Consider the following 12,333-nt stretch of genomic DNA (forward strand, 5'->3'; position numbering starts at 1 on the left):
TTTAATAGTTCTCTGATTGTCCACCAAGGTGCATGCAATTTTTCAATTCTTGCATAGATCCAAATGGCACAGCGGTTTTTTGATATTGATAGGTGTTGCTTAACTCTTTTGAAAGGTTATGGTCGTCTACATTTACTTCTATATCATCCATGGTAAATTGGCAGGGATGTTCATAACCTGCTGCATGTGTAATTTCTACTAATTCCTTTCTAAATGTTTTAAAATATTGTCCCAGCCGTTCGGACTTTAAAGGTATATCGATGCCGCGTTGTAACCATTTGCTTTGAGTTGCGACGCCAGATGGGCAACGGTTGGTATGGCAAACCTGCGCCTGTATACAGCCAATACTCATCATAGCTTCACGAGCCACATTGATGCAATCAGCTCCCATGGCGAAGGCCATTGCGGCTTTTGCTGGAAAACCTAGTTTTCCACTTCCAACAAAGACGATTTGCTCAGATAGGCCTTTGCGCTGAAACAGTTTGTACAAATCCCCAAAACCATAAACCCAAGGCAAAGAAACATGGTCTGCAAAACTCGGTGGTGCAGCACCTGTGCCACCCTCGCCTCCATCAACAGTAATAAAATCTGGTCCTTTTCCGGTTTTGACCATGGTATCCGCTAGCTCTTCCCATTGATCTAACTTTCCTATTGCAGCTTTTATTCCCACAGGTAAGCCTGTCTCTTCTGCAATAGCTTCAATAAAATCGACCATTTCAGGAATGGTCTTAAATGCATTATGGTTGGGTGGGGATAATACGGTTTTGCCCACTTCAACTCCTCGTATTTCAGCAATTTCCTCACTTATTTTTTCGCCTGGTAACACACCTCCTTTACCTGGTTTTGCGCCTTGGGACAACTTAATTTCAATAGCTCTTAAAAAAGGATGGTCATCTACCATCTTTTTCATTTTTTCCATAGAGAACCCACCATCATCAGACCTTACTCCAAAATATCCTGTGCCAAAATGAAATACGACATCTCCACCATGTTTATGATAAGGTGATAGCCCGCCTTCTCCTGTATTTTGGTAAGCTCCTGCAATTTTAATTCCTTTGTTTAGAGATTCAATGGCTTTAGCGCTTAACGAACCATAACTCATTGCAGAAACGTTAATAATTGATGCTGGTCGATAAGGTCTCCTGCGTTTATTATGCAAACCCATTACTTTAGCGCAAGGTAAAAATGTCTTATCAATTGTATTTGGGTGGTCTTCAGTTATGCGGTATGGAAACATCGCATTATTAACAAAAATATGCTGATGACTATAAATATCTCTATCGGTACCAAAACCTTCGTAGTTATTCTCGTTTTTAGAAGATGCATAGACCCATCCACGTTCTATCCTGTTAAATGGAAGTTCTTCTCTATTGTTTGCCACTAAATATTGACGTAATTCCGGGCCAATACTTTCCAGCAAATACCTAATATGTCCTACGATGGGAAAATTTCTGCTTATGGTATGTTGTCTTTGAAAAATATCTCTCAAGGCAATGAGAGCAAAAATTATTAATATCCATGCCCACCATGGAACATGTGATAAAAAGCCTAAAACAGAATTCATAAATATTATTTGAAAGTAAAGATATTTAAATTTAATTGTTCCCAAAGTAATGAAATTATATCTTTATAGAATGCAGAAAAAATATAAAAAGAAAGTTCTTATAGTTGGTGTGGTGATTCTATTTCTCATATTAGCTTACTTTATAGTCAATAGCATAGCTAAAAATAGAATTGAGAACTATGTGAAAAACCTTCCTGATACTATAAAAGTTGATTACAGTGATATTGATGTAAGCATTATTGGCGGTGATCTAGAAATTACATCACCGAAAATTTTTATAACGGGAAAAACAACGGGCAAAACCATACTTGATGCCAATCTTGAAAAAATCAATATTGAAGATGTAAGTATTTGGAGCTATTTGTTTTCTGATAAAATTTCTATTCAAAACATTAACCTCAATCAGCCAAACATATCGTTCTACTATAATAAGAATGTAGATATGAAGGATTTAGGATCGTCTCAATCGAACTCAGAATCAAAACCAATAAACATCGATAATTTTAATATAAATGATGCTAATGTCATAATATATAATACTGCAAATGACTCTATTAAGTTTTCTGCCAATGCATTGAATTTTAATATGAAATCAATTCAAATCGATTCAACAACCAAAAATCAAATCATCCCATTTGAATATGAAACTTTTAATTTAAACGGAAATGCACTCTTTTTTCAAATGAGCGATTATGAAAACTTAACTGCAAAAACATATAAAATAACCGATACCACATCCTTAATAGAGGATATCAAATTAAAAACCAAATATTCAAGACAGCGATTATCGCAAATTATACCAAAGGAACGTGATCATTTTGATGTGGTCTTCGAATCCTTGAAAATTGAAAACCAATCCATCGACAGTAAAAATGATTCGGTTTTCTCGTTTGGAGCGGATAAATTGATTTTGGAATCTGCAGATGCCACCATTTATAGGGACAAACTCGTAAATGACGACAATACCTACAAACCGCTTTATAGCAAAATGTTACGGGACTTAGAGTTTGATTTGGGAATCGATTCGGTAAAAGTGAATAATGCTAAACTTACCTATGCTGAAAAAGTAAAGGCAGATAATAAAGCCGGTGAAATCCACTTCACAAACTTTGATGCAATAATTGCCAAAGTGGGTAATGTCTATGGAACATCTGAGCCAACTAAAATAAATGTAAATACATCATTTATGGGCAGTTCTCCTCTCAATGTAGATTGGTCGTTTACGGTTCAGGATCCATCAGATAGATTTGTGTTTAAGGCGGATTTAGGGTTTTTAAATGTGCCACAATTAAATGAATTTACAGAACCAAATCTCAATGTACAGTTGGAAGGAGATTTGCAACAAACCTATTTTACCATTAGCGGAAATCCATCCACATCTTCTATCGATTTAAAAATGAAATACGATGAATTTAAGGTTGCCCTTATGAAGGATGATGGTAAAGAAGAGAAAAACTTTCTTTCGGGAATCGTAAATCTTTTCGTCTCAAAAGACAGCGATGGAGATGAGGACGGCTTCAGATTTGGACATGCCGAAGGTGTTGAGCGTAACACCAATCAATCCATATTTAATTTTATTTGGATAAGTACAAAAGCCGGTTTACGTTCTGCGGTGGCAGGCGACGGTGATAAAGCTAATTAGTTGTTGAGATAATCCAAAGTTATGTTGGTAAAAGCTTTAACCCCTAACAACATACCACTATCATCAATCATAAAATCTGGTGTATGATGCGGAAATGATTCTGTGGTACCAGGTGTCATGCCACCCAAAAAGAAATATACTCCGGGTACTTCTTCTTGAAAATATGAAAAATCCTCTCCGCCAGTTGTGGCTTTCATGATCTGTACATTAGTTTCTCCTGCTGCTCTTTGTATAGACGGTAAAACCTGAGCTGTCAAATCTGGATCGTTAAATGTAATAGATGTATTATTTTGAAACGTAATGGTTGCATTACCGCCGTAAGCCTTAGCGATAGTTTCCACCATTTCTTTCATGCGTTTTTCAATATGGCTGCGCATTGCTGGGTCTAAGGTTCTGACAGTGCCAATCATTTCCGCAGATTCTGGAATAATATTAAATCGTGTTCCTGCAGTAATCTTACCGACTGTAATCACGGCGGCTTCATTGGTAAGTTGAGATTCTCGACTTATAATAGTCTGTAAACCATCGATAATTTTAGCTGAAATTAAAATCGGGTCCACACCAGACCATGGTTGTGAGCCATGTGTTTGTTTTCCTTTTACATCAATGACAAAACGCTCTACCGAGGCCATAATTCCACCAGTCTTGTATTTAATGGTGCCAACAGGTGTCTGGGAATTAATATGTAATCCAAAAATAGCATCTACATCTGGATTTTTTAGAACATTTTCTTTGATCATCAGTTTTGCACCTCCTTCTTCTCCAGGTGGCGGACCTTCTTCAGCAGGTTGAAAAATGAATTTTACGGTACCGTTAATTTTATCTTTGTGTTTTGATAGCACCTCGGCAGTAGCCATTAATATAGCGATATGTGTATCGTGACCGCAAGCATGCATTACTCCTGTTTCGGTGTTGAGAAATGTTGTTCTTACTTCAGATTTAAAAGGTAAATCATTCCGTTCGGTAACAGGAAGTGCATCTATATCTGCTCTTAATGCTACCACTTTTCCGTTATTATTCCCTTTTAAAATACCGACTACGCCTGTTTTTGCGATACCAGTTTCAACTTCCATTCCAAGAGATTTTAAATGTTCGGCAATCTTTTCGGCAGTTTTAAATTCGCGATTAGATAGTTCTGGATTTTGATGGAAGTGATGTCGCCATTCAATCAATTGGTCTTCAATATCAATAATATCTTGGTCCATTGAGTTTTGTGAATAACTAACAAGTGACAACATTAAAACGAGCAGCGATAGAAATTTCATATTAAATATTTTGTACTAAGATATTGAAATTAATTCAACCATAAATTCTTAATAGTTTGTTTATAATTATTACTATTTCTGTTCGGTAAAACCTAGGGTTATTATTAATTTCACAGCTCGAAAAAAATTGCATTTGGAAAAGTATCTCAGTCAGCTTAATGAAGCCCAATTAGCACCTACGTTGCAGAAGGATGGCCCAATGATTGTCATTGCTGGTGCAGGTTCTGGTAAAACACGTGTACTCACATACCGTATTGCTTATTTAATGAGTCAAGGTGTCGATTCTTTTAATATTTTGGCATTGACCTTTACTAATAAGGCTGCCAAGGAAATGAAAGGCAGAATTGCAGAAATTGTTGGTGATGGTGAAGCCAAAAATTTGTGGATGGGCACATTTCACTCAGTTTTTGCAAAAATCTTACGTTTTGAAGGTCATCATCTAGGTTTCCCAAGCAATTTTACCATTTACGATACCCAAGATTCGCAAAAACTACTAGGCTCTATTATTAAGGAAATGGGTTTAGATAAAGACATCTATAAAACCAAACAGGTTTATAGTAGAATATCGTCTTATAAAAATAATCTCATCACTGTAAAAGCTTATTTTAAGAATCCAGAACTCATGGAGGCAGATGCAGCCACGAGAAGACCAAAAATGGGTGAGATTTACGCGGAGTATGTTGATCGATGTTTCAAGGCAGGAGCTATGGATTTTGATGATTTGCTGTTGAGAACTAACGAATTGCTTACTCGCTTTCCAAATGTTTTGGCACAATATCAAAATAAGTTCAGATATATCTTGGTGGATGAGTATCAGGATACCAATCATTCGCAATACCTTATTGTGAGAGCCTTATCAGATCGTTTTCAAAATATCTGTGTGGTGGGCGATGATGCCCAAAGTATTTATGCTTTCCGTGGTGCAAACATCAATAATATACTGAATTTTCAAAAGGACTACGATAATGTAAAAGTCTATAGGCTGGAACAGAATTACCGTTCTACAAAAAATATTGTTGGTGCGGCAAATTCTGTCATTGAACATAACAAAACTAAACTTGATAAAGTGGTTTGGACCGCAAATGTTGAAGGTGAACAAGTGATAGTACATCGTACCATGACTGATGGTGACGAGGGCCGTTATGTAGCTAGCACTATTTGGGAAACCAAAATGAACGATCATTTACCGAATAGTGATTTTGCGGTTTTGTATAGAACCAATGCCCAATCACGTGCTATTGAGGATGCGTTGAGAAAACGGGATATTCCGTATAGAATTTATGGTGGACTTTCATTTTACCAACGTAAAGAAATTAAAGATGTTACTGCTTACTTACGGCTAATTCTCAACCCTGCCGATGAAGAAGCGCTAAAACGCGTAATAAATTATCCTGCTCGCGGTATTGGTCAAACTACTGTAGATCGATTGATTGTTGCTGCCAATGGTATGGGAAAAACAATATTCGAAATAATTCAGAATATTGACAGCATTAACATCAACATTAATAACGGTACTAAAAATAAGTTGAAGAATTTTGCCACACTTATTGAGAGTTACCAAGTGATGAACCAAACAGCCAATGCATTTGAATTGGCAGAGCATGTGACCAAAACTAGTGGATTGATCCGTGAGTTGAATAAAGACGGCACTCCGGAGGGTGTGACCAAAATGGATAACGTTCAAGAATTATTAAACGGTATTAAAGATTTTGTCGAAGGGCAGATTGAAGTGGCCGATAGCACTGGATCTCTGGCCGAATTTTTAGAGGATGTGGCTTTGGCAACAGATTTGGATGCAGATAAAGGCGATCCGGATCATGTGGCTTTAATGACCATCCATTTGGCAAAAGGTTTAGAATTTTCCCATGTGTTTATTGTAGGTATGGAAGAAGACCTATTCCCAAGTGCCATGAGCATGAATACCAGAAGTGAGCTTGAAGAAGAACGACGTTTGTTTTACGTGGCACTGACGCGTGCCGAGAAACAGGCCTATTTAACTTATACAGTTTCCCGATACCGTTGGGGAAAATTGATTGATGCCGAGCCTAGTCGTTTTATTGAAGAAATTGACGAAAAGTTTGTAAATATCACTACACCGTTGAAAGAACAACGATTCAACCCAATGTTGGATGCTTCAATTTTTGGGGACGTAGAACCAAATAAAATTAGGTTTGCAAAACCAAAATCAAGAAATGTTCAGAAAAAGGAATCTCGAAAAAAGCCTGAAGGGTATAAAATAAGCGCACCTAAAAAGCTAAAACCAGTTGGTAAGTCAAATGGAGGTACTAATTTATTTGATAGTAAATTGACTGTAGGTAATGTGGTGAATCATCAACGTTTTGGTAGAGGTGAAGTTGTAAAAATTGAAGGAGCAGGTGGTGATGCAAAAGCTGAAATTAAATTCCAAAATGGTGATACCAAAAAACTGCTACTCCGATTTGCTAAGCTTGAGTTGATTAGTTAAGACTATTTTACCATACAGACAGAGTTTATATTTCCCTTGCCGTCGTATTCTTTTATTTTGTTTGCTGGGTCCGTAATCCAAGTGCCATCAACAATAAATTTATAATGATGTTTTCCTGAAGACAGACGTTTTGTGTAGGTCCAACAATCATCAATTTTCTCCATTTTCAACTCCTCTAAAGCCCAATTATTGAAGTCTCCAGATAATATGACGCTTTTAGCATTGGGATAATCACATAAGCGGAATTCAACATTTTTTTGAATATCTATTACCGAATTATAACCATTGTATTCGTTTTTAACTTTCGAAGGATTTTGAGGGTCTTCAATCCAGTTACCATCTACAATAAACTTATATTGATATACGTCGGGTTGCAATTGTAATGTAACTTCCCAACCGTCTTCCGTTCGTTTCATTTTAAATCCAGATTCGTCCCATCGATTAAAGGTACCACTCAAAATAACCTTTTCGGCATCTTTATGTCCGTTGAGTCTAAATCTAACATTGCCATATTCTGTCGCAAACGCACTGTAAAGTTTTAGATTATACGTCATTAATGGAAGGCCGCCCCAATCTCGTGCATCGACGATATTACTAAATTCGTCTGATGGTTCTGCCCAGTGTATGCTATTAACGATAAACTTGAATTCCCAACCAAATTCCGAAGAAAAAGCAGATAAATCTTTTTTAAGATGATAGATTGAATCGTTTACTCTATTCATTTTCCATTGATCCCTTGCCCAATTATTAAATTCTCCCGAAACAAATACATCATTTATAGGGTCTATAATATTGTTAATGTTTGGATAGTCATTCACATTAAAAATAAAAACAACGGTTTCACCTTCAATTTTATAACCTTTTTTTGTGCTATTTTGAGCGTAAGTGGTTAATACAAATAGAATTGAAAAAATGAGTGCGATATGTGTTTTTAAAACTGTCAATGCTTAACGATTGGATTATCTATAAAATAAAGTATCCTTTTTTTATAATTAATAATTGTTCTTTTTTGCGCAAAAAACTCAAATCCTAGAATACCATCTAGATGAGTGCCGAAAGCGTTATTCATTTGTTTTAAGTTGGTCAGTACTGTTTTCATTGGTCCAAAATAAATAGAATCATTTAGTTTTACTCTAAACAATTTGCCTGCCAAAACCTGTTTTTGTTTGCCACTGGCTCCGGTTAATTTTAGTGGATTGCCCGGATAAAAGTACTTTAATATTTCTGAATCAATATTTTTATTGAGTTGATTGTATTCTGCTGCGGTGTCTAATCCAAATTGCACAGGTTTATTTTCTACGTAGGCATTCAAAATTATAGTATGCCGTTTTAGCTTAAACTCTACACTATCAGTTATTGTTTCTGCATAAACTTTCTGCGAGAGACGCTCACCATATTTATCCGTTTTAGTGAGGGTAATTTGGCGTAAATGCATATCTATAAACACTTCAAAATCTTTAAGAATACTGTAACCAATAATACCTAATAAATTAATTTTTTTTGTTTTTTCGATGTGTGATAGATCAAGAATGTCGGCATTCAGCTTTGCTAAGTTAATATCTTTAATATTTAATGCTTTAAGGTATTTTTCTTTGACATCCTTTATTGTTTGATGCACTCCATTTTTCTCCTTTCCTCGGTCTAAATATTTACGAGGTGCTTTAAAATGTACGCTGTTTAGTAATAATGTTTCGGAACCCGTATCTACAATAAAATTTCCTATTTTATCTAATAATTCAGCTTCGACCACTATAAGTTGATCGACAACCTTAAAAGGAATTCTTGTTGTAGTTACGTTTATAATTTCCGCTTTCAAAAAAATAATAGGAGGTTGTGCTTCTGTAGGATGATTTTCAGTAGCGAAAAGTTGAGCACTAAATACAAGCGCAATAATTATTTTGATGTACAGATGCATACATTAAAGACTCTAATATAGCCTTAAATGTTACAGAAATTTAAAATTTTAACAATTGAAAATCGGCTAATTACAAATGCGTTTCAATAAAAGCTTGCAGTTTTAAGGATGTATCCAATAAATTAAGGCCAGTCCAACCGTGACCTTCATTTGGATATAAAGTAAATTCGTGTGCTATATTTAGTTCAACTAATTGATCGCGCAAATCCGTTCCCTGGGTGGTTGGGATTAACGGGTCTTGGCCACCATAAAACAAAATAGTTGGTGGAGCTGAGGATGTAACACGATGAAACGGACTTACTTCTTCTAAAAAAGAAGTAGATAATTCTGCTCCAAAAGTTGCAAAGAGCTCATTATAAACAGGATTATTGGCGTTGGTGTAAGCTGGATCTGTAAAATTTGTAGGTCCAACTACACTACAAACCATTTCAACTTGATTGTCATCATCAAAAGCATAGCTCCATAATAATGATAAATGTGCACCAGCACTTACTCCAATAAAACCTAAATCATCTGATAGGACATAATAATCTTCGTTATCTTCTAAATAATCAACCACAGCGGTTATGTCGTTAATTTGCATTGGGTAAGGCGAATTATTTTCATCTGCCAATCTGTAATTCATATTTACAATTGCATAATCAGGCATCTGCGTTTTAATGTAATCCCTAAATGCATTCATATCCGCTTTATCACCAGATGTCCATCCGCCACCATGTACTAAGACTAACATTTTGGTTGTGGCAGTTCTGTTGGCAGGCAAATACAAATCAAAAACCTGATCGCTATCAATCCCGTATGAAATATTGAACTCCTCATAAATTTGAGAAGGGTCAAGTGATGTTATATTTGAGTTGGTATCATCATTTTTTGAGCAAGCCATTAAAAATGTTGCAATGACTGTAAAAACGAATAGAGTTTTAATTTTTTTCATATTGAAAATAATAGTTAAATTGGTAAACGCTTAGATAACTTAAAAATTATGGCAGAGCTTATAAAAATATATCCAGAAAATCCTAACCCGAAGGAAATTCAGAAAGTGGTTAAAACTCTTAAGGATGGCGGTTTGGTAATTTACCCAACAGATACAGTTTACGGTTTGGGCTGTGATATCACGAACATAAAAGCCTTAGAGCGAATTGCTTTGATAAAAGGTGTAAAGCTTGAAAAGTCGAATTTTTCTTTTGTTTGCGAAGATTTAAGTAATCTTAGTGATTATGTAAAACAGATTGACACCACAACGTTTAAAATATTGAAACGTGCTTTACCTGGACCTTATACTTTTATTTTACCAGGTTCTAGAAATTTACCAAACCCTTTTAAAAAAAGAAAAACTGTGGGAATTAGAGTACCAGATAATTCCATAGCCTTAGCTTTAGTAAAAGCCTTGGGCAATCCAATTGTTTCAACATCTATCAGAGATGAGGATGATGTTTTGGAATATACCACAGATCCAGAATTGATTCTCGAAAAGTGGGATAAATTGGTGGATATAGTTATTGATGGTGGTTACGGTGACAATGAAGCTTCTACAGTTATTGATCTTTCTGAAGATGTGCCTATCGTAATAAGAGAAGGTAAAGGGAGTTTAGAAATATTTTAATTACTACAAAAATAGGGTAGAGGAGAACTCGTTTACCGCTTTAGCATAGGCTAGTAAAAAAAATCTTTATGACATTCTTCATAGAATAATAGACCGCTTCAAGCTTTGCTAAAAGCTCTTATAAATTTTGGACTATCGCTATAAAACAAGGCTAAAGATATTATTCCGCAAACCAAAAACCCTACAAAAAGTGGAGCTACGGAATCGATTACAAACCCACCAATATAATTGGCAATCGGTACTGCCATTACTGTTGAAATAAATCCGTTCAAAGCAGAACCAATTCCTGCGATATGTCCAATTGGTTCCATGGCCAAAGACCTTAAGTTTCCAAATAAGAATCCGATACAGAAAAACTGAACAGCAAAAAAGCCAATTAAAACTTCAACACTTGGATTTTGTCCTGACCTAAAAAGAATTATAAACAATAAAGAAATGATCACAAAACTCAGCATTGCTATATGTACAATCTTACGCGTACCAAATCGCTCGACGAGTTGGCTATTCAGAAATGTAGCTAAACCAACTGATATAGCTAAGCTGGCAAATATCAGCGGAAACTCTTCAGCCAAATTATATTGATTTTCAAATATTTGCTGCGATGTACTCAAATAAACCATAAAAGATCCTGTAATCAGTCCTGACAGTAAGGTGTAGATAACGGCAGACTTAATCTTCAGAAATTCAACTGTTCCTGTTTTATAAATTGAAAACTTAAATTTCCTTTTGTATCGTTCGTGTAAAGTTTCGGGCTGTCTTAACCAAAACCAAATCATGACTAAAACCCCAAAAATTAGATTGAAGATAAAAATGGATTTCCAATCGTAAATTTTCATTAAAAACTGTCCAAGTGTTGGTGCTACTACAGGGACGAGAATAAACACCATAACAACGATGGATAAGATTTTAGACATATGATCGCCATTATAAGAATCCCTTACCATGGCAATAGACATAGTTCTTGGTGCTGCTAAACCAATACCTTGCAGCACTCTTCCAAAAAGCATGATTTCAAAATTTTTGGTGGTAATACAGATAATAGATGCGATAATAAAAATGACAAAGCCGATATATACAATTGCCTTTCTGCCTAAACTATCTGACAACGGTCCAAGTAGCAATTGTCCAAAGCCCAAACCTAGGAAAATAAAAGTCACCAATTTAGGATATTCGGTTGGGTCGCTCACATTGAGATACCCTCCAATATCGGGCAATGCTGGTAATAAAGCATCAATAGATAATGCCACAATAGACATTAATGCAGCCATTAAAACCACAAATTCAAGTTGCGAACGATCTTGTTTTACCATGTCGCAAAAGTAAGGTATTAATTAGCTATTTTTAATGTTGAAAATTTGTTTTGTTGATATACGTATCAATATTCTTAATACCTAAAAAATTATGCGACAAAGTCTGGTAAAATTATTTAATCGTGATCTTAATAAATTAAAAGAAGAACTACAATTATATAAAAATGAAAGCAATTTGTGGAAAGTGGAAAAAGCCATTACAAATTCAGCTGGTAATTTAGCGCTTCATTTAGTGGGCAATCTAAATACCTATATTGGTGCGAACTTAGGAAATTCAGGATATATAAGGCAAAGAGATTTAGAATTTTCAAATAAGAATGTTCCTCTTTCTGATTTAATTTCATTAATTGAAGACTGTCGTTTTACCGTAGAGAAAGTTCTGGAATCATTATCTAATCAAGATTTGAAAAAAGAATATCATCAAAACCCATTTAAAGATACAATGACCACTGAGTATTTTCTGTTGCACCTTTTAGCGCATTTATCCTATCATTTAGGCCAGATTAACTACCATCGCCGTTTGGTTGTCTCATAAAATGAGTTCTTTCGTATTTTATCCATAGAAATTTT

Annotated in this window: 10 protein-coding genes; 4 read left to right on the forward strand and 6 right to left on the reverse strand. The window is 35.3% G+C overall.

The window, feature by feature from the left end; all coding sequences use genetic code 11:
* Position 1: 1 nt before the first annotated feature.
* A complete protein-coding gene (locus HM983_RS14855; protein ID WP_179346528.1) occupies positions 2-1,564 on the reverse strand; it encodes an FMN-binding glutamate synthase family protein in 1,563 nt (520 codons plus the stop codon).
* Between the two features lie 49 nt (positions 1,565-1,613).
* Between HM983_RS14855 and HM983_RS14860 the strand changes: the two genes are divergently transcribed.
* The gene (locus HM983_RS14860; RefSeq protein ID WP_179346529.1) at positions 1,614-3,206 is read left to right on the forward strand and encodes an AsmA family protein; all 1,593 of its coding nucleotides are present in this window, start codon (positions 1,614-1,616) and stop codon (positions 3,204-3,206) included.
* Here the strand turns inward: HM983_RS14860 and HM983_RS14865 are convergent.
* Positions 3,203-4,471 carry an amidohydrolase gene (locus HM983_RS14865; RefSeq protein ID WP_179346530.1) on the reverse strand — a complete coding sequence of 423 codons (1,269 nt, stop codon included), beginning with the start codon at positions 4,469-4,471 and terminating at the stop codon, positions 3,203-3,205. The two genes, HM983_RS14860 and HM983_RS14865, sit on opposite strands and share 4 nt — an antisense overlap.
* A 133-nt stretch (positions 4,472-4,604) precedes the next feature.
* Here HM983_RS14865 and HM983_RS14870 point away from each other — a divergent pair, with 133 nt between their 5' ends.
* A complete protein-coding gene (locus HM983_RS14870) occupies positions 4,605-6,935 on the forward strand; it encodes an ATP-dependent helicase (RefSeq protein WP_179346531.1) in 2,331 nt (776 codons plus the stop codon).
* Positions 6,936-6,937: 2 nt separating this feature from the next.
* On the opposite strand, the gene HM983_RS14875 is transcribed toward HM983_RS14870, so the two are convergent.
* The 3 genes from HM983_RS14875 to HM983_RS14885 all read right to left on the reverse strand — a co-directional run bounded on the left by HM983_RS14875 (position 6,938) and on the right by HM983_RS14885 (position 9,784).
* Positions 6,938-7,879: a glycogen-binding domain-containing protein gene (locus tag HM983_RS14875; protein WP_179346532.1), complete on the reverse strand. Its 942-nt coding sequence runs from the start codon at positions 7,877-7,879 to the stop codon at positions 6,938-6,940.
* Entirely contained in the window at positions 7,876-8,850 is a 975-nt protein-coding gene (locus tag HM983_RS14880) for a hypothetical protein (protein WP_179346533.1), read from the reverse strand. The genes HM983_RS14875 and HM983_RS14880 overlap by 4 nt, the downstream gene beginning before the upstream one ends.
* 70 nt (positions 8,851-8,920) lie before the next feature.
* Positions 8,921-9,784, reverse strand: a complete 864-nt coding sequence (locus tag HM983_RS14885; protein WP_179346534.1) for an alpha/beta hydrolase — start codon at positions 9,782-9,784, stop codon at positions 8,921-8,923.
* A gap of 48 nt (positions 9,785-9,832) precedes the next feature.
* Here HM983_RS14885 and HM983_RS14890 point away from each other — a divergent pair, with 48 nt between their 5' ends.
* A complete protein-coding gene (locus HM983_RS14890; protein ID WP_179346535.1) occupies positions 9,833-10,453 on the forward strand; it encodes an L-threonylcarbamoyladenylate synthase in 621 nt (206 codons plus the stop codon).
* 98 nt (positions 10,454-10,551) lie between these two features.
* Here HM983_RS14890 and HM983_RS14895 read toward each other — a convergent pair whose 3' ends face one another.
* Entirely contained in the window at positions 10,552-11,763 is a 1,212-nt protein-coding gene (locus tag HM983_RS14895) for a multidrug effflux MFS transporter (RefSeq protein WP_179346536.1), read from the reverse strand.
* A gap of 91 nt (positions 11,764-11,854) precedes the next feature.
* Between HM983_RS14895 and HM983_RS14900 the strand changes: the two genes are divergently transcribed.
* Complete coding sequence (locus HM983_RS14900) at positions 11,855-12,298, forward strand: DinB family protein (protein ID WP_218841872.1); 444 nt, start codon at positions 11,855-11,857, stop codon at positions 12,296-12,298.
* The last annotated feature ends 35 nt before the right edge of the window (positions 12,299-12,333 follow it).

Origin of the sequence: Winogradskyella ursingii (assembly GCF_013403975.1) — a bacterium.
Lineage (GTDB): Bacteria > Bacteroidota > Bacteroidia > Flavobacteriales > Flavobacteriaceae > Winogradskyella > Winogradskyella ursingii.